Genomic DNA, 22,832 nt, shown 5'->3' with positions numbered 1-22,832 from the left:
TCCTTGCTTCGGCCTACCGGCACCTGGGCAGAGGCAAGATCGGAAACGACGCTCGCGTGTACAAGCTCGCCGAGCAGCCCATCCCCGGTTTCGGGCCTGAGTCGCGTAGCCGCAGCGAATGCGCCCTCGACTTGGTCGCCGAGGCTGACCAGCTTTTCGACGATGCCGGGCACGCTATCGTTTGGACCCTCGCCCAGATCCCCGCCACAACCCAGGAGTAACAAACATGGAGGCCACTGGGCACCTGATCACAAGCCACCTTCAGATCCCCGCCGACGCGGTGGCGCACGGTGACATCCAGGCTGCCGCCGAGATCCCCTTCAGCGTGCTGGAGGAGCTTGCTGAGGAGGTCGGGGCCGAGAAGATCCCGGTCCACACGCTCAGCCGTGTGGGCTGGCACTACACCAAAGCCGATCAGATCATCGCCCTGGACAGGCAGCGCGGCCTGTCCGATTGGCGCTACGGGGGTTTCGGCACTGGACAGGTGGTCTCCGACTTCCGCCACACCTACTGCTAACTCGCCTGTCGTCCCGACCACCCCCACGGGCTGGGCCTGGCCCGACGCGATCCGTTTCGCCCGTTACCTTGTTGACAGGTCCTGATTGGCGGGTGTTGATTGGGATTGTCGGCCAGCCGCCCTGGCAGCTTGACACACAACATAGGGGCACCCCCCACATGGTTGGGGCTTTTCTTATGCGGGGTTTCACGAAACTGTTCCAATCTTTTCACGAAACCCCGCGCCGCCCGAAGGAAAACGGCCGCGAACACAAAAATGACCCGCTCCGTTCGTTCGGAGGGGGTCATTTTTCTTTGTCTGAACTCCGTTTTGGACCGAATTTCGGCACTCGCCCACGACCTCTAGGCCACGGGCTTCGTCCTCGTTGTTTTGAGGACCAGCCGGTGGCCTTGGTCGGTCTATACCGCAAGCGGTGGCGCGTTGGGGAAAGCGTCGGTGTCAGTCTCGTCGCGGCCACGGGTCTTGCGACCGTCCGGAGGGGTGGTTGGAGGCGTGGGCTTCTTTGGGAAGTGCCAGCGCGACTCTGCCGACAGTAGACCAATGTTGGCCGCAACCGCGGACATGACAGCCGAAATGGCCTGTGCTGCCCAGCCACACATAAGACGCATGGTCGGGTCGCCGTAGCCCTGGTGGCGGGAAGACTTCACGCGGTCGTTGCGCGATTCAATGGTGTTGCGACGGTGGTACTGCTCCTGCCGCTCCTTGGTGCCGTAGGGCGCACCCTGGTTGAGGTACTTTGCGCCGTCTTCGGGCGTGTTCTGCGCGGTAATGGAGGTCTGCTTACAGACCGCACCGCACATGCCAGACGTCGGCACCTCGCTTTCCAGCAGAGGCTCCTTCGCGCGGTTCGGGTGCTTCTCCTGCGAGCATGCAACCAACGGGCAGGTCACCTTCGCGTTCTTCGAGCGTGCAGGGCACTGGAAACGCTGCTTGCCGTCGCCCTTGACGGGCTTGCCGAGCGCGGTGCCAACTGCAACTTCTTGCGCTCGTCCAGAAGCGCGTAATACTCGTCTTCGTCAATGCGGCCGTTCTGGAAGTCTGCGGTGGCGTTGACCAGGCGCTGACGCGCCTTCATTACCGGGCAGTAGAGCTGGCCGTCCACGACAACCGCGCCAGAGGCGAGTTCGGTCTGGAGGCCTAGCTCGTTCTTCTTGTAGTCGCCAATGAGGTCGTAGCCTGCCTTACGCAGCGGAACCTGGAGGTTCTCGGCCTTCTGTCCCAGCAGGTACAGGCGGTCGCCCAAGAAGCGCCCGCGGGGCAATTCGGGGCGGGCAAACACGTTGGTCAGCGAACGAAGCGCACGCTGCCACGGCATGGCACCCGGGCGGTGGAAGGACATGCCGAGAATAAGCGACGGCAAGCCACCCTCCTTGCCGACACCAGCGCCTTCCATGGTGGCAAAGGTGGCCTCGCCGGCCCACATGTTGTCGCCTTTGGAGGGCTTAGCGTCACCGTTGTGGTCGTCCGCGCCCTTCGAGTAGTTGCCGAGCGTGGGGGTCGAGGCGACCTTACGGTGCCCTGGAACCTTGCCCGCTAACATGTCCTGCTTGTTCGGGTTGCCGTTGGCGGAGACCTTAAACGCCGTGCCGTCCACGGCAACGTCGCCGTTCCAGGACCCAAGTTTGTCGCCGAACTTCTCGACGGTGGCCCACAGCAGGCGGTTGGAGAACTCGTCGCAGCGCGCCATGCGCTTTTCCGCGAGCAATTCTTCTTCTGTCGGCTCGTAGTTCTTCTTCGACGTCTTCTTCGAGTCGAGCCCGAATAAGTCCATGAACTCAAGCCACTCGTCAACCGTGTGCCGGCCGTGCCGAGACACGCTCGGGTACGGCTCCATAGTTGCCCGCACGCGCTCAAGGGCGCGCCAAATGCGGTGGTACCAGTCGTTGTTGTAGTCCATGCGGCCGTTACGGGTGCTCAGGTCCACGTTCTCGTTGACGAGCGAGAAGTAGTCGCGCATGTACGGCTTCATGCCGAAGGCGACGACCTCCGACATACGGGCGACCAGTTGCGGGCGCTTGGTCAGCGCCATGTGGACCCAGAGCACAATGGCGGTGCGAATGGTCACATACTGCGGGCGACCACCGCGGCCGGTCTGGAGCCCATCTTCAATACGCCAGTTCTCCACCAGTTCAACCACGCCGGATGTATCAACGAGGTCGGCAGCGTACTTGAGTTGGGAGAAGTTCTCTTGGGTCTGCGGGTACAAGTTCGCCATGTCGTTGTCACCCAGTCAGTGAACAGGTCAGTCAACTCCTCAACGTGGTCGCTCAGCGGGTCCGTGCGGTCGTAATTGGTACGCAAGTGGCGCTCGAATGGAACGACGTTGGCAACGCCAATGGCACTGACGGCTACTTCTCTTCGTACCGCAGCGCACACCGCAACGGCCCACGTCGCGCGAAGCCGGCTGGGAAGCACATGGAAGTCCCGCCCGACGTTGAGCCCCTGGTGCCACACGGGTTTTCTCCGCGGCCAAGAACGTATTCGTGCGGATCTTTTCTGGCCGCGAGTTCTTCCACCACGCCCGCGAACACCGCCGACACCGGGACAGCATGGACCATGTCGTAGCGCTTTACCCACACGGTTCCGTTGTCATCTCGGGTGACGTCCTCCGCACGGAGGTACGACGCGGTAGCGCCGCTACAGCCCGCACCGAGACAAAGGGCAAGGACACCTTCGGCGGTGCGTTGTCGCCCAACTTCCACTGCTCAATGTCGTCAGCGTCAGGCTTGCGACCACCCCGCGGAGCAGGCGGAGTCGGCTTCTGTTCGGTGCGCGGCCGCGACCAGGCAGCAGCGTCAAGCATGGCAAGGTTCACGGTCAAGTCCCATCAGCAAGCGTTACACAACACTAAGGGACGCAACCGCCGTTGGAACACTGCTGCTATGTCAGAGCCCGAAAGCTCCGCCGCTGACGAGGATCACGATGCCGAGGCCGATGAGAACGATGGGAAAGAGGATGTCCTCCCAGCGTTCGAGCACTTCCGCGATCGGGGGGCGAGTGGCGACGAACTTTGCCAGGGCCACCAGGACCGCAACGAACGCGAGGAAGATAACGCAGTAGGCGACTACTGCGAGAGGTTCCACGCTGAGGAATACAGGGGTGTAGACACCGATGTTGTCGCCGCCATTGGCAAACGTGACGCCTGCGACTGTCCAAACGCCGACCTTCTTGCCGGCAACCTTGGCCTCGTCGTCATCGTCGTCATCGTCTCCGCGCCAGGCCTGCCATGCGGCCCAGAGGCCGATGCCCAGAGGGATGAGACCAAAGTATGGAATAGCTGCCGGGGGCAGAAATGCTCCGGCGCCGATGGTCATAAGGATCGCGGCGACGAGGATGCCGGCAAATCCGAGGTACTGGCCGGCCAGAATACGAGCGGTTGTGCCTCTCTGGCCTGCCCCTCGTGCGAAGAAGAGGGAGAGCACGATGATGTCGTCGATGTTGGTAGCTGCGAACAGGCCTATCGCCTGGAAGACCGTGGTGAGGATCATGCGCCCTCCCCAGCTACGTCGCATCCGGGAAGCGAGCAGGCGGGATCGATGCACGGGGCGTCTTCGTCTACTGCCAGGGTGGCATCGACCAGTGTCGTCAGCGCCTGCGCCAGGTGCGGATCGGCGATCTCGTATCGTGTCCGACGACCCTCGGGCTCGGAGACGACGATACCGCAATCGCGCAGGCATGCCAGATGGTTGGACACATTCGAGCGTGTCAGGTCCAGAGCTCGAGCCAGTTCCGCCGGGTAAGCGGGATGGTCGAGCAAGGTCAAGATGATCCGAGATCGAGTGGGGTCGGCCAGTGCACGACCCAGGCGGTTCATCACGTCGAGACGCGAAATAATAGTCAGCATGCACTGAATTATACAGCGAGCACTGAACATGTCAAGTCCGATGTAGCGGCGTAGCAGCGTGTGCTGCTCAGAAGACAGTGGAAGTGGCAGAGATTCCGGCAAAGTTGCGAAACAGCGTCGCCAGCTCGAGATCCAAGTTGTGCGCGAGCCTGGCGTAGTTGGCGAGGTCCGTTTTCAGGCGCGAAGAAGAGACTCGAACGACCGAAACTCGATGATGTCGTCGTCTTGAACCGGGAAGGCTCAAACAAACTTATCGACCTCACCCGCAGCCTCGCCTCGATTCCCGTTACCGGCGAGAAAACCTCCAGGGTTGACGATGACGTCCTCAACCGCATCATCGCCGACCAAAGCGAACTTCAGCGGCTGTACAAGCGAGACCCCAAGGCGCTCCAGGCACTCGTAGAAACCGAGACCTCGGCCGCCGAGATCAAGGAACTGAAGAACCGTCGCGACGTCGTTAGCACTATGCAATCGTGGCTAGACGACCACGAAGCGTTTGCCGAAGCGAAAAACGTGGCGGGTGGCGCTGAGAAGGCGTGGCAGAACCTTCTCGAAGCCAACCCATAGGTCCTCGGCGTTGGTCTCGGAGGTAGGCTCTACACCACTTGGGACGAGGGAAAACTTGAGCAAACAGTTCGCGGAGCAAACCTGCACACTTCCGGGAAACGCGCCGACGCCTTCTTCGCGTCCAACGGCCTGCTGCGTTCAGTGGCGCTGGCAGAGATTAAACACCCGGACACGCCTTTGCTGACACGGGACCAATACCGCAGTGATGTTTACGGGATCAGCCGCGAGTTTTTCGGCGCAGTAGCCCAGGCCAAGAAACGGTTCTAGTCGCCAAAGAGAGCCACGCTAGCTGGATTGCCGAGAGGGACACCGAGGGAGGCAGCACTGGCGACGGTGCGAATTTGGTCGAGCCACGCTCGTTTTGGTGGTCGGCTCCATGAGCGACTTGTGTAGCTCGCAAGGAAACCGAATTGACGCGAAGTTCCGTAGCTTTGAAAGTTTCCGCTCGAACCTTAAGTCACCGGAGGTGCTTACCTTTGACGAACTTGTCGAGCGGGCGCGGTGGAATGTGGAACTTGCCGAGAGGCAAGAAGATGCGGAGTCGGAAGTTCCGGACTTTGAGTTCTAGGACGGCGCTCCTGCTCACGGCACTTAATTGACTACTGTCGTGTAACCGGAGTCGAAACCCGGTGTAACCGGGGTGTAGCCGAGGACCTCATATAACTGGTCAGGAGGTTTCGTGAAAGCCCCTATGCCCCGAGGAAGGAGCTGCTGCCCGATGACGAGCACGTATCAGCCGACCAGGTTCATGGCCGCAGGCTCTATCTACGACCAGCGCAAAGCCGACTTCGCCGTCGCGTTCATTCAGGCGCTGCGCCACACGAAAGGCCGCTGGGCAGGCACACCCTTCACGCTGCTTGGCTGGCAAGAACAGATCGTGCGCGACCTGTTCGGCACCATCAAACCCGATGACTACCGCCAGTTCACCACCGCCTATGTGGAGATCCCTAAGAAGCAGGGTAAGTCCGAGTTGGATGCCGCGATCGCGCTGCTTTTGACGTGCGGGGACGGGGAGCAAGCCGCCGAGGTCTACGGGTGCGCGGCCGACCGGCAGCAAGCCAGCATCGTCTTCGAGGTCGCCGCCGACATGATCCGCCAATCACCGGCCCTATCGAAGCGGGTGAAGATCCTGTCCTCCCAAAAGCGCATCATCTACAAGCCGACCAAAAGCTTCTACCAGGTGCTCTCGGCGGAGGCGTACTCCAAGCATGGGTTCAACATCTCCGGTGTCGTCTTCGACGAGCTCCACACCCAGCCCAACCGGGCTCTGTTCGACGTCATGACGAAAGGCTCCGGAGACGCGCGCACCCAGCCGCTGTACTTCCTCATCACCACCGCAGGTACTGACACCCACAGTATCTGCTACGAGCAGCACCAAAAAGCGCGTGACATTCTCGCGGGTAAGAAACACGATCCCACATTCTACCCGGTGATCTACGGCGCGGAGCTGGACGATGACTGGACGGATGAGGCGGTCTGGCACAAGGCCAACCCCTCCCTTGGGGTCACGGTGCCGGTGGACAAGGTGCGGGCGGCGTGCAACTCGGCTCGCCAAAACCCCGCCGAGGAGAACTCGTTTCGCCAGCTTCGCCTCAACCAGTGGGTCAAGCAGTCCGTACGGTGGATGCCTATGCACATCTGGGACGCCTGCGCAGACCCAGTGGACCTGGCCGAGCTGGAAGGCCGCCCCTGCTACGGCGGCCTGGACCTGGCCTCGACGACGGATATCACCGCATTCGTGCTGGTCTTCCCGCCCTACGGGGACGATGAGAAGTATCGGATCGCGCCGTGGTTTTGGATCCCCGAAGACAACCTGCCACTACGTGTGGCTCGTGATCACGTGCCCTACGACCTGTGGCACAGCCAAGGGTTCCTGGAGACCACGGAGGGCAACGTTGTCCACTACGCCCACATCGAACACCACATCCAGTCCCTTGGTGAACGCTTCGATATCCGCGAGATCGCTTTCGACCGGTGGGGTGCCGTCCAAATGAGCCAAAACCTCGACGATGCGGGGTTTACGGTGGTTCCGTTTGGGCAAGGCTTCAAAGACATGTCCCCACCGTCCAAAGAACTGATGAAGATCGCCCTGGAAGGCAGGCTTGCCCATGGCGGGCACCCGGTGCTGGCCTGGATGGTCGACAACATTCATGTGCGCACCGACCCGGCAGGCAACATCAAACCCGACAAGCAGAAGTCCACGGAGAAGATCGACGGCGTGGTCGCCACGATCATGGCACTCGACCGCTCCATCCGACGCGCAGGCGACCACACCAGCGGCAGCGTCTACGACGAGCGCGGGCTACTCGTGCTCTGATCTGTTTAGCGGTTCGTGAGTAGTTGGGCAATTTCGTTTGCTTTAGGGACTCGTCCGGAGACGACGACCTCGCCGTTGATGACCAGTCCTGGTGTTGACATGATGCCGTAGGACATGATGTCTGCATAGTCGGTGACGTGCTCGATATCGGCATCGAGGTTCAGATCAGCGATTGCTTTACGGGTTTGCTTCTCGAGGTTGACGCAGTTCCTGCATCCGGGGCCGAGGATTTTGATGTTCATTGTTTCACCTTTCGTTGTCTATGAATGAATGCGTTTGAGTAAATCGTCGACACGCTGCTGGATGTCATCGCGAATCCGACGCACCACGTCAAGAGGTTGACCAGAAGGGTCGTCAACTGGCCAGTCCTCATAGTGTTTTCCGGGGAAGATGGCGCAAGTTTCACCACATCCCATGGTGATCACCCAGTCAGATGCTTGCACGTCGTGAGGTTCTAGACGTTTCGGTTTCCCGTCGGGTTCTAAACCCATTTCGCTTAGAACCGTGAGTACTTCCGTATGGAGTTTGTCAGCGGGCTCTGTTCCGGCGGACAATACCGTGATGTTTGGGTCGGCCTTGGCGCGGGTGATCGCGGCTGCTAGTTGTGAGCGTCCCGCGTTTTGCCGGCAGGCGAACATTATTGTTACGGGTTTCATGAGACTTCCTTTAGGCATAGATGATGTTGAAGAGGTAGCCGACGATGATGATGCCGACAGTGACACTTCCGAAAAAGAGTGCCAGCAGCTGGGGCTTCATGACGCGACGTAGCATGATTCCCTCGGGGATAGACAGTGCGATTGCTCCCATCATGAGTGACATGACGGTACCGAGCGGCATGCCTTTCGCCCAGAGTGCCTCTCCGATGGGAACAACTCCACCGCCGTTGGCGTAGAGCGGGACTCCCAATATGGTTGCCAATGGCACGCCGAGTGGATTATCTGGTCCCACATATGTGGCGAAGAAGTCGGCGGGAATCCAGCCGTGGATCGCGGCACCGATTCCTACGCCAACGATGACCCAGATCCACACTTTGCTGAATATGTCTTTGGCTTCTCCCATAGCCGCGTTGACACGTTCTTGCAGTGTTGGGACGTGGCCGCCAGCTCGGAGCTTGGCGACTTTGGTGTCGAATACTGACTGGTTGACCCATTTATCAAGCTTGAAACGGCTCGATACCCAGCCAATGGCGATCGCGATGAGGGAGCCTGCGATGAGATAGGCAACAGCGATGTCCCATCCGAATTGAGCTCCGATAAGAATCGCAGCGGTTTCGCTCACCAGTGGTGATGCGATCAGGAAGGTCAGTGTGATGGATAGCGGAATCCCGGCTGCTACGAACCCGATGAACAGTGGAATTGAAGAGCAGGAGCAAAATGGGGTGATGACTCCTAAGGCGACAGCCATCACCAAGCCAAAGAATAGGCCCTTGCCTTCGAGGAAGTCGCGCGCCTTGTCCATATTGAAACTGGCGCGCAGCATTCCGATGACAAACATCAATCCGGTCAGCAGCAGCAGGATCTTGACCGTGTCATAGAAGAAGAAGTGCAATGATCCCGCTAGGCGCTCCTCGAGGTTCATTCCCAGGAGTGAACCGAAGAACCAGTTCCACCACGGTTCATTAGCAAAGTACAGGCCAACCCACACAAGTGCGGCAACGAGAAGCTTGCCCCACAGTAGCGCATTCGGCTGACGTCTACCCAGCGGGGTGAGAGTCGCTGCATCTTCGCGAGGCTGCTCGGAGTCTGTCGACGCCACATCTTGATTGGATGGTTGTGAACAGCGCGAGATTGCGATGTTTTTCTGCTGAGAGTTGCTCTCGCCTGCGTTGCAACATTGCTCGCTCATTTATCTTCTCCTCCTTGAGTCTGAGGGTTTGGCAGTGCCTGGTGCAGCCGCTCAATCGCGTCAGGCGTGAGCGAGTAGTCCACCCACCGGCCCCGTCGTTCACCGATGACCAACCCGCAATCACGCAGAACCTTCAAGTGGTAGCTCAACAGGTTGTCAGGGATCGGTGGCTGGGTTTGAAGATCGCAGACACACGAACTGCCCTTGTCAGCAAGTTGTTGCAGAAGGGCTAGCCGGATCGGATCAGCTGCTGCGCTGAGCAGTGCAGCAGCCTCCCCAAGTTGTTCTGCGTTGTTCACAATCTCACGCTCACTTCAGTGAATATTGAACCAATACGGTTTGAAGTGTACGCCTAGCGGGGAGCCAGTGCAAAGCAACGAACCATCCTCATCGTCGTTCACTCGCAGGAGGTGTCCCTATGGGTTTTCTTGACTGGCTACGCGGCAGCAACACCAGGCCTGTGGAGGATCATGCGATCAGCTCGGGCTATAGCTTCTTCTTCGGCGGCACCACGTCGGGCCGTCCGGTGACGGAGCGCAGCGCGATGCAGATGACGGCCGTCTACTCGTGCGTGCGGATCTTGGCGGAGGCGATCGCGGGCCTGCCCCTGCACGTCTATCGCATCGAGAAGGACGGGTCGAAGGTGAAGGCTCTCGACCATCCGCTCTACCGACTGCTGCATGACGAGCCGAACCCGGAGATGACCAGCTTCGTGTTCCGGGAAACGCTCATGACGCATCTGCTGTTGTGGGGCAACGCCTACGCGCAGGTGGTGCGCAACGGCCTTGATGAGGTCATCGGGCTCTATCCGTTGATGCCCAACCGGATGATGGTCGGCCGTGATCTGGACACCAAACAGCTCTATTACGAGTATCAAACCTCGTGGGATGAACCAGCAGGCAGGTGGGAACGCGTCCGGCTCACCCCTGGTGACGTGCTGCATATTCCGGGTCTTGGGTTTGATGGGCTGGTGGGCTATAGCCCGATTGCGATGGCGAAAAACGCTATCGGCCTCGCCCAAGCCACCGAAGATTACGGGGCGAGTTTCTTTGCTAACGGTGCCGCCCCTGGCGGGGTGTTGGAGCACCCGGGCACGATCAAAGACCCCGCCCGGGTGCGCGAGTCGTGGCAGGCGACGTTCGGTGGTGCCCGGAACGGCAACAAGATCGCTGTGTTGGAGGAGGGTATGAAGTATACGCCCATCTCCGTCTCCCCGGAGCAGGCACAGTTCTTGGAGACGAGGAAGTTTCAGATCAATGAGATAGCCCGGATCTTCCGCATCCCGCCCCACATGATCGGCGATTTGGAGAAGAGCTCGTTCTCCAATATTGAGCAGCAGTCGTTGGAGTTCGTGAAATACACGCTCGACCCGTGGGTCATCCGCTGGGAACAAGCCCTGACCAAGACGCTGCTTAGCCCGCGCGAGAAGCCGGGCGTGTTTGTGAAGTTCAACGTCGAAGGGCTCCTGCGCGGCGACTACGTCAGTCGCATGAACGGCTATGCCGTGGCCAGGCAGAACGGGTGGATGAGTGCGAACGATATCCGCGCCCTGGAAAACCTCGACTGCATCAGCCCAGAGGACGGCGGCGACTTGTATCTGGTGAACGGGAACATGCTGCCGGTATCCATGGCCGGTGCCTACGCCACCGCCCAGCAGCAACAGCAGGACGTAGCGCCTGCAAAGGATTCACCGCCGGTGGATAAACGAGTTGAAAGGAGGAGCCGGTGAGACGGTTCTGGAACTGGGAGCATCCTGCTCCTAACAATAATGACCCGGCAGGTGATGATACCCGCCGGGTTTTGCGTATTAACGGGGTGATCGCTGAGGAGTCATGGTTTGACGACGACATCACCCCGGCTCTGTTCGCCTCCGAGCTGGCGGCAGGGTCCGGTGATGTGACGGTGTGGATCAACAGCCCAGGAGGCGACGTCGTCGCGGCAGCCCAGATCTACAACATGCTCATCGACTATCCCGGACACGTGAAGGTGTGCATCGACGGGATCGCTGCCAGTGCCGCCAGCGTGATCGCCATGGCAGGTGAGGTCGTGGCGATGAGCCCGGTGTCGATGCTTATGATCCACAACCCGGCCACCCTCGCCGTTGGTGACGCCGAGGAGCTGGGGCGCGTCATCGACATGCTCGCAGCGGTCAAAGAGTCCATCATCAACGCCTACGAGCTGAAAACCGGGATGAGCCGAGCCAAGCTCGCACGGCTGATGGATCAAGAGACATGGATGGACGCACGCGCCGCGATCGCGATGGGCTTTGCCGACGACTACCTCACCGGCAGCCGCACCCCGCCAGACCCAGACGACGAGAACGAGGACGGCGAGGAGCCGGACAAGCAGGCCCCGTGGCCGCCGAAGACCGGAAACCCCGCCCCGCTCGCCGATACCGCCAGCGGGGTGTGTTTTGCCCGCAAGCCCGCCGAGCAGCGCCTTGTCGCACACCTGACCGGCACGCCACCGACGACCCCACCGCCAGCCCCAGAGCCTACGCGGCCTGCGGGGCGGCGAGTGGTGGACCTGTACGCCGCCCTGTTGGGCCACACCCACTAACCAGCAAGGAGAACCTTTCTCATGTCCACGATGACGATTTCTGACCTGCGTACCCGCCGCGCCGAGACCTGGGAGAAGGCCAAGGCCTTCCTCGACGAACGCCGCGACACCACAACCGGCTGCCTTTCCGTCGAGGACGACCAGACCTACGCCCGCATGGAAGCCGACATTGAACGACTGACCGCCGAGATTGCCCGCGCCGAGCGCGCCCAGCGCCTGGACGCTGATCTTGCCCGGGCTACGAATGCGCCGCTGACCTCGATGCCCGGCCAGACCGGCGAGGAGACCGAACCCACGACCGGCCGCGCCACCGCGTCCTACAAGCGGGCGTTTTGGGATGCGATGCGGCTCAACGCCTCTCCGATGGAGGTGCGAAACGCCCTGTCGGAAGGGGTTGATTCCGAGGGCGGCTACCTGGTTCCGGACGAGTTCGAGCACACCCTCGTGCAGTCGCTGGCTGAGCAGAACATCATGCGCGGTCTTGCCAACGTCATCCAGACCACCAGCGGGGATCGCAAGATCCCGGTCGTGTCCACCCACGGCAGCGCCGGGTGGCTCGATGAGGGCAAGCCAACCGGCATCTTTAACAAGACCGGCGGTGGCCAGCAGGCGGTAACCACAGCGAAAGCTACGGACATTACCGCCGATGAGCTCATTGACCTGCACTATGGTTTGCGTGCCCCGTACCGCAAGAACGCAGTGTGGTTGATGCATGACGCGACCGTCAAGACTGTGCGCAAGCTCAAAGACGGCAACGGGCAGTACCTGTGGCAGCCTGCACTTACAGCAGGTGCCCCAGACCTGCTGCTGGGTCGCCCGGTCCACACCTCCACCTTCGTCCCGGAGGTGAAATCTGGGGCAGCGTCGGTAGCCTTTGGAGACTTGTCCTACTACTGGATCGCTGACCGGCAGGGACGCTCGTTCAAGCGGCTGAACGAACTGTTCGCCACCAGCAGGCAGGTCGGTTTCCTCGCCTCCCAGCGCCTAGACGGCAAGATCGTCCTGCCCGAGGCCGTCAAGATCCTCACCCAGAAGGCCACCGTCTAACCACGAATCCGTTGGCCCTTGAGAGAGGAGGTGGCAGCCCTTATGTCCACACCAACACCGACTGCCGAACTAGTTGAGCTCGTGAAGGCGAATCTGATTCTCGCCCACGACGAAGACGACGCCTTGATCGGCTCGCTGGTAGGGGCTGCCACCTCCTACGCCGTCGCCTACCAGCACTTACCCGACGCCTACTACGAGGATCATCCGATGTCGGGCACCACCCGGCAGGCCGTCATTTTGCTGGCGACGCATTTCTATGAGTTGCGTGACGGGTCGACCGCCGGGTTTTGGGCGGACAAGCCGGAGGCTGCGAAAGCTGTGTGGAACGCAGTCAACAACCTGCTGCGGCTCGACCGGGAATGGAAAGTCTGATGGCTGGGATTGGTCCCATGCGCGATTCGATTGACCTTATTGCGCCGGCGACGGTGCGGGATAAGGCCGGGTTCACCGCCACCCGTGACCAGGTCGTGGCAACGGTGCGGGCGTATCAGGAAACCCGGCACGCGACGGCTGCGTGGGTGAACCGCACTGCGTATACGAACGCCACCGTCCTGTTCTGCATCCGCACCATGCCCGGCTTCGACGTGAGCGAGTCGATGGAGATCGCGACTCATGATGGCCGGTTTGTGATTGACACGGTCGAAGTGATCGGCCGCTATGTCGAAATCCTCGCCCACCAAGCCACACCCGAAGGGACGTGAACCATCATGGCTAAAGCGCAGATCACGTTACCAACCGCGTTCATTGATTCACTCGATGCTGCCTCGGCTCTGCTTGACGCAGCCGCCGACGAGGTATTCAATGCTGGTGCTGGCGTGGTCGAACCACGCATGAGAGCCAACCTCGCATCCGCGATCGGGCGGGCGACCACGCTGCCGTCTCGGTCGACCGGGCAGCTCCTCGGGGCGCTGGGTGTTACGAGCGTGAAGGTCAACTCACGAGGCGATCACAACGTCAAAGTCGGTTTCGCTGAAAACCGCCGCGACGGCAGGTCGAACGCGCTCGTCGCCAACGTGTTAGAGCACGGCAGGAGCAACCAGCCTGCCCGCCCGTTTCTGGCACCGACGCGGTCGCAGACCAGACGGGGCGCGGTGGAGGCGATGAAAGCGGTGCTTAAAGCCAAGCTCGACGGGATCACACCATGAACGCCCCGCTTTTGGAAACCCTCACCGAGATCGCTGACCGGCTTGATCTGCCGATCGCGGTGAGCCTGTTTAGCGCCTCACCTGCACCGGACACCTATCTGGTTGCCACCCCGATCGCCGACACGTTGGAGGTGTTCGCCGACAACACCCCGAGCGTCGACGTCGAAGAAGTCCGCCTCGGCTTGTTCACAGCAGGCAACTACCTGCCCTGGCGCGACCGGATCACCCACGCACTCGTTGATGAGGGGCTTGTGGTCACCGCCAGGCGCTACATCGGCTTCGAGGACGATACCGGCTACCACCACTACAGCTTCGATATCAGCTGCCACCACCCGTTTTAACGAAAGGACACTAATCCCCATGGCCACGATTGGTCTTGACAAGCTCTACTACGCCACGATCACCGAAGACCCCGCTACAGGCGAAGAAACCTATAGCAAACCCAAACAGCTTGCTAAAGCGATTTCTGCAGAACTATCCGTAGAAGTTGCCGAAGCAATCCTATATGCCGACGATGGTGCCTCGGAGATCGTTAAAGAATTCAAGTCTGGCACTCTTACCCTGAGCGTCGATGACCTCGGAACAGAGGCCGCAGCAACCCTCACGGGTGCGCAAGTCGATACCAACGGAGTGTTGATCTCCACCTCAGAAGACACCACAACACCTGTCGCGATCGGTTTTCGCGCCGCCAGATCGAACGGCAAATACCAATACTTCTGGCTTTACCGAGTCAAGTTCGCCCTACCCACCACCACCTTGGCAACCAAGGCTGACTCAATTACCTTCTCAACACCAAGTGTGGAAGGCACGATCCTGCGCCGAAACAAGCCAGATACCAAGGGCCGCCACCCGTGGAAAGCCGAAGCCACCGAAGGCGCTGTCGGGGTTAAACCAGAAACCATCACCAGTTGGTATACGGCAGTTTACGAACCAGCTCCCGGCAAGTAAGGAATCACACGGATGATTACTCAAACAAACACGTCTATCACAGCATTGGTGACGATTGGCGGAAACAACTATGAACTCATTTTGACCACCCGCGCCACCCGTGAGATCGCCGCCCGCTACGGCGGGCTAGAACATCTCGGGCAGGCACTCGAGACCAGTGAAGACTTCGCCCACACCCTCAGTGAAGTCATCTGGCTCATCACACTGTTGGCCAACCAGTCAGTTGCCATCCACAACCTCACCCACCCCAACGATCAGCGCCAAGAACTGACGGTGGAGATGGTTGAGCTTTTGACTGTGCCCGCTGACTTATCGGAATATCGAGGAGCGATCGCCGCCGCACTCCAGCACGGCACGAGGCGCACACTCACCACTGAGCCAGCCCCAAAAGACCAGGCGAAGGACACCTAGAGGCCAGTGTTGAGGCCACTTTCACCAGGCTCACCTACATCGGCTTAGCCCATCTTCACCTTCACCGCAGCGAGATAGAGCTCATGGTGTTCGGGCAGCTGCTGGATCTGGTGGACTGTTGGCTGATCGACACCGGACGCGCTCAATCTAAGCGACACTGGTTTATCGACGACATCATCCCAGCAGGAATCTAACTCACGCCATGTCGGCACACCCCGTGACTGATTCCGCATTGCAATTGCCGTCAACCTTGAGGGGTGAGACCTTGTTCTGGAGCGCGTCCATTCTTCCCCAACAGTGCGAGGCTGGGGCCCTGCTCAAGTAAGAAACTATTTCTGACTATCTTCTTTTCGGCGCAGACCGATGAGATCTGGGAGCATCAAGAATACAGTGCCAACCAAGGCTACCCACCAATAATCCCAGCTCTGTGAAATCTTCGTCGACATCATCAGCAGAACGAAGAAAATCAGAACAACATCCCGCACTAAACGTAGCCAGTTCATCACAAGAAACACCCCGCTGCCGCATCTCCGACCCGAACCCATCCGGAGGCATCAGACCTATACCAAGCCCATCCAGCTCCAACAGTGCATAGCATGAGTGCACCAGGTCCGACTTTCTTTGCGACGACTTTTCCCTTTCCTGCAACCCATTTGGTACCTGACCAGGCTTTACCACTAAGCCACTTTGCTTTCGGGCCAAGCCAGTTAGCAGCCGATCTCGAAAACAGGGCTAGTGAAATAGCCATCGCTATCGTGCGCCTTAGTTTCATTATCAACTCCTTATCAAGGTTCTAAAGGCAGAAAAATACAAATCCTAATTTTAACCAGCTACAGGCAGACCTATTTGAGGACCTTCGATGGACATTCACGCCGTTTCTTTTAGGCACTGACCTGGAATACACGCGGCATTTCCACGCTTCCTTTCTTTCTCTTAAGCCGCTGCTGCTTTCGCTCTTTTTACTTTACACGGCCGCTTTCCTTTTCGTTTTAGACAGGACTAGGTACATGGCTGACTCCAGTTTCGGGCTCAAGATCGGGTTGGAAGGTGAACGTGAGTTTAAGCGCGCGATTACTGATATTAACCGTGAGATGCGCGTACTCGGCAGCGAGATGAAGCTGGTGGCCTCCCAGTTTGATAAGAACGACAAGTCTGCCTCGGCGTTAACGGCACGTATCAAGTGTTGGCTAAAGAGATCGATGCTCAAAAGTCTAAGATCGACACCCTACGAGCAGCCTTGGATAATTCTGCTACCTCCTTTGGTGAAACCGATTCGCGTACGAAGAACTGGCAGATCCAGCTCAACAACGCCGGAGCCGAACCGAACAAGCTCGAAGGCGAACTCAAAGCCAACAACGACGCGTTGGGAGAGTTTGGTGATGAGGCTGACGGTGCCGGTGACGATGCGAAAGACGCCGCGAAAGACGCATCCCGCCTAGAGGATGCGGTCGATGATCTCGGGGCCGAGATGGATTCGGCCGGGGACAAGACCCACATCTTCGGCGATGTGCTGAAAGCCAATCTCGCTTCCGAAGCGATCGTGGCTGGCGTGAAAGGCATAGGTCACGCCATCGCGAGTATTGGCAGAGGTATGGCTGGGCGTTGAAGGAGGGGGTTGAGTACAACGCTCGAATGGAGCAATACACCACCTCCTTCACGACGATGCTGGGTGATCAGGCGCGTGCCCAGCAGCTAGTCAACGACCTGAAGGTGGAGGCCGCCAAGACCCCGTTCGGCATTGAAGACCTCGCCAGTAACATGCAGACCCTCCTCAGCTTCGGCATGTCGTTGGAGGACGCCCAAAAGCACCTGCACGAGATCGGCGACATCTCCCAAGGCGACGCCGTGAAAATGGAATCGTTGACCCTCGCGTTCGCGCAAATGTCCTCGACCGGCAAGTTGACCGGCCAGGATCTGCTGCAGATGATCAACGCCGGTTTCAACCCCCTCGAAGAGATCAGCCGCAAAACCGGCAAGTCGATTGGCGAGTTGAAGGAGGAAATGGCCCAGGGAGCGATCTCTGCGGACACGGTGGCTGACGCGTTTGCTTCTGCCACGGTGGAGGGTGGCCGGTTCCATGGGGCGATGGAAGCCCAATCCCAAACCTTCTCCGGCCAGTTGGCGACCATGCAGGACGGGATCGCGAACCTGAAAGGCCTGCTTGTCACCGGTGTCACCGATACATTGGCGGGGACGGTCATGCCGATGGTCAATGGCTGGATTGACGAACTGACCGCAGCTTTCGAAGACGGTGGAATCCCTGCGTTCATCGACACTCTCGGCACCGTCTTGCAGGAAGCATTGGCGTTCATCGCCGAACAGTTGCCCGCCGTGGTTGAAGCTGGCATGACGATCCTCACCTCGTTGTTGGAGGGAATCATTGAGGTGTTGCCGCAGCTTGCGGAGACCGCCGTCACCCTCATCATCGCGTTGGGGGAGGCGATCATCGAAGCCCTCCCGGCTCTGTTGGAGGCGGCGATCCAGATCGGCACCACCCTCGTCACCGGCATCGCCGAGGCTCTGCCGGAGTTGATTCCGGCAGCAGTCGAGATGCTGATGGCGCTGGTGCAGGGGCTGGTGGACAACCTGCCGATGCTCCTGGACGGCGCTCTCCAGTTGATTCTCGGGTTGGCTGAGGGACTGCTGGCGGCGATCCCGGTGCTGGTTGAAGCTCTCCCGGCGATCATTACTGGCATCGTCGGAGCTGTCGGTGAGGGTGTGGTGCAGATGGCGGAGGCTGGGGCGAACCTGGTACGTGGCTTGTGGCAGGGCATCCAATCGCTGGCAGGATGGTTGTGGGATCAGGTCTCCGACTGGATTGGTGGAATCTGGGACGGCATCACCGGCTTCTTCGGCATCGCCTCCCCGTCGAAAGAGATGGCGTGGGTCGGCTCCATGCTCGTTGAAGGCCTCGCTGGTTCCATCCGCACCGATGGGCGCAAAGCCACCGATGCTGCCACCAGCCTCGCCGCCAACACGTTGGACGCCTTCAGCGAACTGGTTGACGGTGTGGAGGTACCCATCGACGCCACCGCCAACCTCACCATGCCCACGGTTGCCCTCACCCCGGCCGCAGCCGTCAACGCCGCAATGTCCGCGCAAGCGGCTCGCGACCAGACGGTGGATGTGGAGGGGACCGTCGATACAACCGCGCGCAGGTTGCTCGGCTCGCTGGATATTCAGGTGGTGCTCAACGATGGCACGCTGGTGGGGATCGCCCCGGCCATGAATACCCGACTCGCCCGGTTGTCGCGCCGTGACCTCGTCTTGACGGGAGGCGCGTAATGTTCGCCTTCACGCTGAATCACACCGTCTCGTCGCGTTCGTTGGGCTTGCGGCTGGCTGCGCCGGTGGAGATCCCGGCAGCGGTGTGGGTGGCCGACGATATCGAGGTCGCAGGCAGGGCAGGAATCTTGACCAGACTGGGTGGCTGGGAAGACAACACGCTGACCCTCCAACTCGCTATCCCCACTGGCGACGGGGTCGACGGCTACAGGCACGCAGCCGCAGCGTTCATGCATGCGACGACGGTCAGCTTGTCCGGTGAGCCCGGCGTGTTCCGGCGGGTCAAGCACGCCACCGTCAGCCCGCTGAGCCGTGAGTTGGCATCGTGGGGCATGTTCGAGGTAGAACTCGTCTGCCAGCCCTTCACCTACCTTGAGACCGGGCTGATCCCGGTTACGCTGACGGGTTCGGGGACGCTCACGAATCCTGGCCTGATCGAGGTGGCCCCGGTGATCACCATCCACGGCACCGGCCAACTCACCTTGACGGTGAATGGTGCGCAGCATCGGATCAATAGTCCGTCTGGGCAGGTGACGCTCGACTCGGATCGGCTGGTCGCCCACGTCGCCGGGCGGGTGCAAACCGACGCCCTCACCGGAGGCTTCCCGACGTTTACGCCTGGGGTCAACCGGGTCACTCTCGCCACCGGCATCAGCAAAGTTGTGATCGTGCCGAATTGGCGCAGCCCCTAACCATCCCGTTCGCTCAATCGTTCCTGGCCGTCCTGTGGTGGGCGGCCTTTCTGCTGTTTGGAGGCTTCTTTGATGATCACGGTTCATGATCGCACCGCCACTGAGTTCACCGCCACCGGCTTAGGTGTTCTTGACCGGGAGATTTCGTGTTTTTCGCATCCTCACCTGGAGCATTCGTAACCCATGTGGGCATAGCGATAGGTAACGGGCAAATGATCCACGCAGCCACCCCGGCAACCGGCGTGAGAATCGCCAGCATCTATTCAAGCTTTGTCGGAGGAGGGCGGCCATGACCGATTTTATTATAGCCGTTCTAGACATGATCCTTGGCGGATCATTCACAGGCGGAATCCAAAGCCTCGGCAAAGACATCTCCATATATAACACTGCAGCATATAACTTCGCCCTCGAGATCAACAATGTGGCAGTCAAACCGGTCGCTGCCGTCATCTTAAGCATTATCCTTGTGCTTGAGTTTGCCCGGATCTCCTCAAAAGTTGATGGAGACCAAAAACTAGGTGCACAACTCGTAGGAGCAGCGATATTCAAGGCATGTCTTATTGTTGTTGCTATTCAAAATGTTGGCCTCATTTTGAAAGCGATCAATAGTGTAGGAACCACCATTATTCAATCGATGGCAAAAGTAGAAACCACGGGTGTATCTAAAGGTGTTCCAGACGATATGCGCTCCACTATCGAAAACCTTGGCACAGTAGATCTGATCGGTCTTTTCGCGCTTCTCCTCGTGCCACTGTTTGTTACCTGGCTAGCGTCGATTATTGTGCAGATCGTGATCTTTCTACGTTTCGCTGAAATCTATATTCTTTCCTCAGCAGCAACCCTGCCACTGGTTTTTATGGGGCACCCGGAAACAAAACCAATCGCCCTCGGATACCTACGTAAATACGGTGCTGCGGTGTTGCATGGTGGAATGATTATAGTGGCCATAAAAATCTATGAAACATTCCAGAAAACCTCACTGAGCATGGACGGAATCCTTGGAAACGGAGACCTATCCTTCAAAACACTAGGCGACTTCGTCACCAACACCGGACAGCTACTCATAGCACCACTGTTCTTTATTTTCCTTATCCTAGCGACAGGTCGATTTGCAAAAGCACTCGTTGGAGAATAAGCGATTGAAAAATATGGATTCAATTATTTGGTTAAATTAGTAGTTTTAATAAAATGATTTGCTACTTAATCTGTGTTGGAAACAGAGAAAAGGTATAGGTCAGTATATCCACCATCCATCAGTTTGAGCATCAAAACTAGGGAAATTGATTACTTGTGGTGAGTTACCGTCAGGGCTTCTTTCAGAGCTTCGTGTAATATCGAGAGAGTAGGTGAGTACTTCGAAACGTTGTGTTGTTGGTAGATTTCAGCAATAGCTTTTTTATCAAGATTTTTATGCCCGTAACATGTTAATGAAGTTGTAAGATAATTGAGCCAGTTAGAGTTGTTGAGTGCATCAACTTCGCTAAGAACACACAAGATTACTTGCAGTTGTGGATCTACTGATAATAAGTCTAGAAGATCTAAGATTGCAGGACCATCTTCATTGCCGCCACACATGCCAATTAATGTGCATGTACCATGGTCCGCGATCAATTTGGGCGCGAACTCGAGAATCGATTTGGTAACTTGCAATCCATCAACTCCACCATGACCAGGACGATTATATGTAAACTCGTCGGGAATAGGGACTAGCGGGGGATTGGCTACGATTCTTTGATATTTTGTGTGTTGTAATTGAGAAGAAAACGAGTGTAATGACATTTCGTGAATAGAATATCGTTGCTTCAGGTTATTCAAAGTGGCATTTAGAAGCGACACGTTTGACGCAATCGGATTAATTTCAACACTCTCAACGTAAGCGCCAGCTTTTGCTGCTAGAAGCCCTTGAATCCCTGGCCCGCCACATAAATCAAGAAATTTTGTGCCGGGGAGATATTCAACGTGACAACGGCGGGATAGAGCGAGAGAATCTAAGCCAAAATAAACGTTCATCATGGCATTGGGAATGTCTGCCACATAGATTAAACCGTCCACCACATATATGGAATATGGATACATTGTGAAAGAGTTATTATTCTCTTGGCGTATCAGGCCAGATGGTTCTAGTGTCTTTAGAAACTTCTTTAATTGTGGGTTTAGTCGACTTTGTTCGACGTCTTTTCCTAGGCAGAACAATTCAAGATCGGCCTTTAATGGATCGTTGAGATGTTCAAGAAAATGACTAATATGTTCTTGGGGATAAGTGTGGAAATCTAAAGACGTTAGAAATGCTATGAAACCATCTAAATGCAATAAGTAATTCCATTGCTGCCCTGAACTCTTGGGAAGTAGTTCGGGGCGTAGACATCCAACAAGTTCACTAATTTGTTTCATTATTCGGGATACATTTCACTAATTGATGAGAATTTGTTATTAGTTCAACTAATAATTCCCAGTTATCATTTAATGAATCAATATACTCCTGCGTGGTTGTTAGTAGTTCGCACGCTGACTGTAGTTCCAAGTCTTCAATTATGCTTGCGCGGCCCGATGCAATGCGAAGTAAAATGGCTGGTCCAATAATTTTAATTGCCTGTAGCAAAAGAAACTGGAAAGTTTCATCAGATAAGCGTGATGTGGCGTTAAAAATGGTATTTGCGTTTAGCGATAAGATTGAATTTCCCTCAGTTTTTATTCCGCAACACGCTCCGATTGTTCCGTCTGGGGCAAGAGTGACAGGGTCAAAAAGCGCTCCGCATCCATCATAAATAGAATTAGGATAACTCGAATAATCAAGCTTGCCACTCAGATACTCTTTGCGAAGTCGCCTACCGCGCCCTAAACGCGAAATGCTAGATTTCGAAATCAGATATCGTGTTCCGTCAGTGCTTGGTGGAGGTAATTCTTCAGATCCTTCATCACAACGATCGATAATTACAGCGTCTTCGTCACCAACATATGAACGAATGTATTCGGCAGTAATATTAGTTCGGGGACCTTCGCACGTGGCAATGAGTACTGTAGAAAACCCCATATGTTTCGCGGTGTACCATGCGGTTTTTAAGTTGTTCAGAGGAATCCAGACTGCATGAAACTGGTCCATTGAAAAGTTTAATTTACATAAACCAACTTCACGTAGCTTTTGGAGCATCTCTCTAGCCGCCCCCGCGTCTCCAGCCCAATGGACATTTGTAACGAGACGCGTCGGAAGTCCGTGCTCGCTACAGTACGCAATTGCATCAAGCAAAGTGTCACCGAGCATGGTAGATTCTCCGCCAGTAAAAGTGACTAGACCGAGCGGACTTTTTCTATGAAAAAGTCAATGGCACTAAGCATCTTTTCTAATGTTAATTGAGCAGTTTCTTTTGGACCCGATTTCATTAGGCAGTGGGCGCAACGCGTTTGGCACTGATCCGTTGTGACTATGGCCAATCGACGTACTTTACGCACGTGTTCCTGAGCATTGAAAAATATATTTAATTTTTCTCGAACTGGTGATGGAGAAGTCATTCTTTATGCAACCGCTTCTGCTTCCACCACAGCTAGAACAGATGAATCGGACGCTGCGGGATCAACAACGAGAGAGACACGTTTTTCACCATGTTGCGAATTGAATCTCAGAAAGCCTTCGGTTTCGATCGGTTGAGGGTCTTTGCAT

The 22,832-nt window shown here is 57.4% G+C and carries 30 protein-coding genes and 1 pseudogene; 18 read left to right on the top strand and 13 right to left on the bottom strand.

The annotated features are described in order from the left end of the window. Window positions 1-23: 23 nt before the first annotated feature. Together ARCH_RS07855 and ARCH_RS07850 are read left to right on the top strand one after the other, a co-directional pair. Window positions 24-221: an Nmad4 family putative nucleotide modification protein gene (locus ARCH_RS07855; RefSeq protein ID WP_389401097.1), complete on the top strand. Its 198-nt coding sequence runs from the start codon at window positions 24-26 to the stop codon at window positions 219-221. 5 nt (window positions 222-226) lie between these two features. Next, on the top strand, window positions 227-517 hold the full coding sequence (locus ARCH_RS07850) for a hypothetical protein (RefSeq protein WP_013170744.1): 291 nt from the start codon (window positions 227-229) through the stop codon (window positions 515-517). A 398-nt stretch (window positions 518-915) separates the two neighbouring features. Here the strand turns inward: ARCH_RS07850 and ARCH_RS10145 are convergent, their stop codons facing one another. The 5 genes from ARCH_RS10145 to cmtR all read right to left on the bottom strand — a co-directional run bounded on the left by ARCH_RS10145 (window position 916) and on the right by cmtR (window position 4,361). Further along, window positions 916-1,407 (bottom strand): hypothetical protein, encoded by a 492-nt coding sequence (locus tag ARCH_RS10145; RefSeq protein ID WP_013170743.1) that lies wholly within the window; start codon window positions 1,405-1,407, stop codon window positions 916-918. After that, on the bottom strand, window positions 1,404-2,732 hold the full coding sequence (locus tag ARCH_RS10240; RefSeq protein WP_013170742.1) for a hypothetical protein: 1,329 nt from the start codon (window positions 2,730-2,732) through the stop codon (window positions 1,404-1,406). Before ARCH_RS10240 ends, ARCH_RS10145 begins: the two co-directional genes overlap by 4 nt. A 133-nt stretch (window positions 2,733-2,865) precedes the next feature. After that, complete coding sequence (locus ARCH_RS07835) at window positions 2,866-3,219, bottom strand: hypothetical protein (protein ID WP_013170741.1); 354 nt, start codon at window positions 3,217-3,219, stop codon at window positions 2,866-2,868. Window positions 3,220-3,402: 183 nt separating this feature from the next. Beyond that, window positions 3,403-4,005: a cadmium resistance transporter gene (locus ARCH_RS07830; protein WP_013170740.1), complete on the bottom strand. Its 603-nt coding sequence runs from the start codon at window positions 4,003-4,005 to the stop codon at window positions 3,403-3,405. Then, entirely contained in the window at window positions 4,002-4,361 is a 360-nt protein-coding gene (cmtR, locus tag ARCH_RS07825; RefSeq protein WP_026420851.1) for a Cd(II)/Pb(II)-sensing metalloregulatory transcriptional regulator CmtR, read from the bottom strand. Before cmtR ends, ARCH_RS07830 begins: the two co-directional genes overlap by 4 nt. A gap of 225 nt (window positions 4,362-4,586) precedes the next feature. Here cmtR and ARCH_RS10000 point away from each other — a divergent pair, with 225 nt between their 5' ends. From ARCH_RS10000 to ARCH_RS07810, 3 genes are all read left to right on the top strand, one after another. Further along, complete coding sequence (locus ARCH_RS10000; RefSeq protein ID WP_041640434.1) at window positions 4,587-4,928, top strand: hypothetical protein; 342 nt, start codon at window positions 4,587-4,589, stop codon at window positions 4,926-4,928. 81 nt (window positions 4,929-5,009) lie between these two features. After that, window positions 5,010-5,195 (top strand): Shedu anti-phage system protein SduA domain-containing protein, encoded by a 186-nt coding sequence (locus tag ARCH_RS10545; RefSeq protein WP_081440795.1) that lies wholly within the window; start codon window positions 5,010-5,012, stop codon window positions 5,193-5,195. A gap of 451 nt (window positions 5,196-5,646) precedes the next feature. Continuing rightward, entirely contained in the window at window positions 5,647-7,245 is a 1,599-nt protein-coding gene (locus ARCH_RS07810) for a terminase large subunit (RefSeq protein WP_013170738.1), read from the top strand. Between the two features lie 5 nt (window positions 7,246-7,250). Here ARCH_RS07810 and ARCH_RS07805 read toward each other — a convergent pair whose 3' ends face one another. From ARCH_RS07805 to ARCH_RS07790, 4 genes are all read right to left on the bottom strand, one after another. Beyond that, window positions 7,251-7,487 (bottom strand): thioredoxin family protein, encoded by a 237-nt coding sequence (locus tag ARCH_RS07805; RefSeq protein WP_013170737.1) that lies wholly within the window; start codon window positions 7,485-7,487, stop codon window positions 7,251-7,253. Window positions 7,488-7,505: 18 nt separating this feature from the next. Next, window positions 7,506-7,901 (bottom strand): arsenate-mycothiol transferase ArsC, encoded by a 396-nt coding sequence (locus ARCH_RS07800; protein ID WP_013170736.1) that lies wholly within the window; start codon window positions 7,899-7,901, stop codon window positions 7,506-7,508. 10 nt (window positions 7,902-7,911) lie between these two features. Beyond that, the gene (locus ARCH_RS07795; protein WP_197712424.1) at window positions 7,912-9,000 is read right to left on the bottom strand and encodes a permease; all 1,089 of its coding nucleotides are present in this window, start codon (window positions 8,998-9,000) and stop codon (window positions 7,912-7,914) included. An 86-nt stretch (window positions 9,001-9,086) separates the two neighbouring features. Further along, window positions 9,087-9,389, bottom strand: coding sequence for an ArsR/SmtB family transcription factor (locus ARCH_RS07790; RefSeq protein WP_013170734.1), 303 nt, complete (start codon window positions 9,387-9,389; stop codon window positions 9,087-9,089). A gap of 119 nt (window positions 9,390-9,508) precedes the next feature. Between ARCH_RS07790 and ARCH_RS07785 the strand changes: the two genes are divergently transcribed. The 9 genes from ARCH_RS07785 to ARCH_RS07745 are packed head-to-tail and all read left to right on the top strand — an operon-like array spanning window position 9,509 to window position 15,200. Next, the gene (locus ARCH_RS07785; protein ID WP_013170733.1) at window positions 9,509-10,819 is read left to right on the top strand and encodes a phage portal protein; all 1,311 of its coding nucleotides are present in this window, start codon (window positions 9,509-9,511) and stop codon (window positions 10,817-10,819) included. Beyond that, window positions 10,816-11,649, top strand: a complete 834-nt coding sequence (locus tag ARCH_RS07780) for a head maturation protease, ClpP-related (RefSeq protein ID WP_013170732.1) — start codon at window positions 10,816-10,818, stop codon at window positions 11,647-11,649. The genes ARCH_RS07785 and ARCH_RS07780 overlap by 4 nt, the downstream gene beginning before the upstream one ends. A gap of 21 nt (window positions 11,650-11,670) precedes the next feature. After that, complete coding sequence (locus tag ARCH_RS07775) at window positions 11,671-12,696, top strand: phage major capsid protein (protein ID WP_013170731.1); 1,026 nt, start codon at window positions 11,671-11,673, stop codon at window positions 12,694-12,696. 42 nt (window positions 12,697-12,738) lie between these two features. Then, a complete protein-coding gene (locus ARCH_RS07770; RefSeq protein WP_013170730.1) occupies window positions 12,739-13,068 on the top strand; it encodes a head-tail connector protein in 330 nt (109 codons plus the stop codon). Then, window positions 13,068-13,397, top strand: a complete 330-nt coding sequence (locus ARCH_RS07765) for a phage head completion protein (RefSeq protein ID WP_013170729.1) — start codon at window positions 13,068-13,070, stop codon at window positions 13,395-13,397. The genes ARCH_RS07770 and ARCH_RS07765 overlap by 1 nt, the downstream gene beginning before the upstream one ends. Window positions 13,398-13,403: 6 nt before the next feature. Beyond that, on the top strand, window positions 13,404-13,841 hold the full coding sequence (locus tag ARCH_RS07760) for an HK97-gp10 family putative phage morphogenesis protein (RefSeq protein ID WP_013170728.1): 438 nt from the start codon (window positions 13,404-13,406) through the stop codon (window positions 13,839-13,841). Further along, the gene (locus ARCH_RS07755; RefSeq protein ID WP_013170727.1) at window positions 13,838-14,182 is read left to right on the top strand and encodes a hypothetical protein; all 345 of its coding nucleotides are present in this window, start codon (window positions 13,838-13,840) and stop codon (window positions 14,180-14,182) included. Before ARCH_RS07760 ends, ARCH_RS07755 begins: the two co-directional genes overlap by 4 nt. 19 nt (window positions 14,183-14,201) lie before the next feature. Beyond that, a complete protein-coding gene (locus ARCH_RS07750; protein WP_013170726.1) occupies window positions 14,202-14,789 on the top strand; it encodes a major tail protein in 588 nt (195 codons plus the stop codon). Between the two features lie 12 nt (window positions 14,790-14,801). After that, window positions 14,802-15,200 (top strand): hypothetical protein, encoded by a 399-nt coding sequence (locus ARCH_RS07745; protein WP_013170725.1) that lies wholly within the window; start codon window positions 14,802-14,804, stop codon window positions 15,198-15,200. 329 nt (window positions 15,201-15,529) lie between these two features. Here the strand turns inward: ARCH_RS07745 and ARCH_RS10140 are convergent, their stop codons facing one another. Next, entirely contained in the window at window positions 15,530-15,703 is a 174-nt protein-coding gene (locus tag ARCH_RS10140; RefSeq protein WP_013170723.1) for a hypothetical protein, read from the bottom strand. Beyond that, entirely contained in the window at window positions 15,703-15,972 is a 270-nt protein-coding gene (locus ARCH_RS09750) for a hypothetical protein (protein ID WP_013170722.1), read from the bottom strand. The genes ARCH_RS10140 and ARCH_RS09750 overlap by 1 nt, the downstream gene beginning before the upstream one ends. Window positions 15,973-16,207: 235 nt before the next feature. Here ARCH_RS09750 and ARCH_RS07735 point away from each other — a divergent pair. From ARCH_RS07735 to ARCH_RS07725, 4 genes and pseudogenes are all read left to right on the top strand, one after another. After that, window positions 16,208-18,377: pseudogene (locus ARCH_RS07735) on the top strand (phage tail protein); the annotation flags it as partial. Window positions 18,378-18,484: 107 nt separating this feature from the next. Continuing rightward, window positions 18,485-19,177 carry a hypothetical protein gene (locus tag ARCH_RS07730; RefSeq protein WP_013170721.1) on the top strand — a complete coding sequence of 231 codons (693 nt, stop codon included), beginning with the start codon at window positions 18,485-18,487 and terminating at the stop codon, window positions 19,175-19,177. 146 nt (window positions 19,178-19,323) lie between these two features. Then, the gene (locus ARCH_RS10540; RefSeq protein WP_081440793.1) at window positions 19,324-19,470 is read left to right on the top strand and encodes an NlpC/P60 family protein; all 147 of its coding nucleotides are present in this window, start codon (window positions 19,324-19,326) and stop codon (window positions 19,468-19,470) included. Further along, window positions 19,467-20,312 carry a hypothetical protein gene (locus ARCH_RS07725; protein ID WP_013170720.1) on the top strand — a complete coding sequence of 282 codons (846 nt, stop codon included), beginning with the start codon at window positions 19,467-19,469 and terminating at the stop codon, window positions 20,310-20,312. The genes ARCH_RS10540 and ARCH_RS07725 overlap by 4 nt, the downstream gene beginning before the upstream one ends. Before the next feature lie 149 nt (window positions 20,313-20,461). Here ARCH_RS07725 and ARCH_RS07720 read toward each other — a convergent pair whose 3' ends face one another. Continuing rightward, window positions 20,462-21,568: a methyltransferase gene (locus tag ARCH_RS07720; protein WP_013170719.1), complete on the bottom strand. Its 1,107-nt coding sequence runs from the start codon at window positions 21,566-21,568 to the stop codon at window positions 20,462-20,464. Then, on the bottom strand, window positions 21,555-22,436 hold the full coding sequence (locus ARCH_RS07715; RefSeq protein ID WP_041640429.1) for a hypothetical protein: 882 nt from the start codon (window positions 22,434-22,436) through the stop codon (window positions 21,555-21,557). Before ARCH_RS07715 ends, ARCH_RS07720 begins: the two co-directional genes overlap by 14 nt. Window positions 22,437-22,832: the final 396 nt, after the last annotated feature.

Origin of the sequence: Arcanobacterium haemolyticum DSM 20595 (assembly GCF_000092365.1) — a bacterium.
Taxonomy (GTDB): Bacteria; Actinomycetota; Actinomycetes; order Actinomycetales; family Actinomycetaceae; genus Arcanobacterium; species Arcanobacterium haemolyticum.
The sequence above is the reverse complement of the archived record's forward strand: the minus strand, read 5'-3'. Positions and strand labels throughout refer to the sequence as shown.

Coding starts and splice junctions, on each gene's coding strand:
- ARCH_RS07850 (WP_013170744.1), top strand. CDS start 227: ATGGAGGCCACTGGGCACCTGATCACAAGCCACCTTCAGATCCCCGCC.
- ARCH_RS10240 (WP_013170742.1), bottom strand. CDS start 2,732: ATGGCGAACTTGTACCCGCAGACCCAAGAGAACTTCTCCCAACTCAAG.
- ARCH_RS07830 (WP_013170740.1), bottom strand. CDS start 4,005: ATGATCCTCACCACGGTCTTCCAGGCGATAGGCCTGTTCGCAGCTACC.
- cmtR (WP_026420851.1), bottom strand. CDS start 4,361: ATGCTGACTATTATTTCGCGTCTCGACGTGATGAACCGCCTGGGTCGT.
- ARCH_RS07810 (WP_013170738.1), top strand. CDS start 5,647: ATGACGAGCACGTATCAGCCGACCAGGTTCATGGCCGCAGGCTCTATC.
- ARCH_RS07805 (WP_013170737.1), bottom strand. CDS start 7,487: ATGAACATCAAAATCCTCGGCCCCGGATGCAGGAACTGCGTCAACCTC.
- ARCH_RS07800 (WP_013170736.1), bottom strand. CDS start 7,901: ATGAAACCCGTAACAATAATGTTCGCCTGCCGGCAAAACGCGGGACGC.
- ARCH_RS07785 (WP_013170733.1), top strand. CDS start 9,509: ATGGGTTTTCTTGACTGGCTACGCGGCAGCAACACCAGGCCTGTGGAG.
- ARCH_RS07775 (WP_013170731.1), top strand. CDS start 11,671: ATGTCCACGATGACGATTTCTGACCTGCGTACCCGCCGCGCCGAGACC.
- ARCH_RS07770 (WP_013170730.1), top strand. CDS start 12,739: ATGTCCACACCAACACCGACTGCCGAACTAGTTGAGCTCGTGAAGGCG.
- ARCH_RS07765 (WP_013170729.1), top strand. CDS start 13,068: ATGGCTGGGATTGGTCCCATGCGCGATTCGATTGACCTTATTGCGCCG.
- ARCH_RS07760 (WP_013170728.1), top strand. CDS start 13,404: ATGGCTAAAGCGCAGATCACGTTACCAACCGCGTTCATTGATTCACTC.
- ARCH_RS07755 (WP_013170727.1), top strand. CDS start 13,838: ATGAACGCCCCGCTTTTGGAAACCCTCACCGAGATCGCTGACCGGCTT.
- ARCH_RS07750 (WP_013170726.1), top strand. CDS start 14,202: ATGGCCACGATTGGTCTTGACAAGCTCTACTACGCCACGATCACCGAA.
- ARCH_RS07745 (WP_013170725.1), top strand. CDS start 14,802: ATGATTACTCAAACAAACACGTCTATCACAGCATTGGTGACGATTGGC.
- ARCH_RS10140 (WP_013170723.1), bottom strand. CDS start 15,703: ATGAACTGGCTACGTTTAGTGCGGGATGTTGTTCTGATTTTCTTCGTT.
- ARCH_RS09750 (WP_013170722.1), bottom strand. CDS start 15,972: ATGAAACTAAGGCGCACGATAGCGATGGCTATTTCACTAGCCCTGTTT.
- ARCH_RS07730 (WP_013170721.1), top strand. CDS start 18,485: ATGTTCGCCTTCACGCTGAATCACACCGTCTCGTCGCGTTCGTTGGGC.
- ARCH_RS07725 (WP_013170720.1), top strand. CDS start 19,467: ATGACCGATTTTATTATAGCCGTTCTAGACATGATCCTTGGCGGATCA.
- ARCH_RS07720 (WP_013170719.1), bottom strand. CDS start 21,568: ATGAAACAAATTAGTGAACTTGTTGGATGTCTACGCCCCGAACTACTT.
- ARCH_RS07715 (WP_041640429.1), bottom strand. CDS start 22,436: ATGCTCGGTGACACTTTGCTTGATGCAATTGCGTACTGTAGCGAGCAC.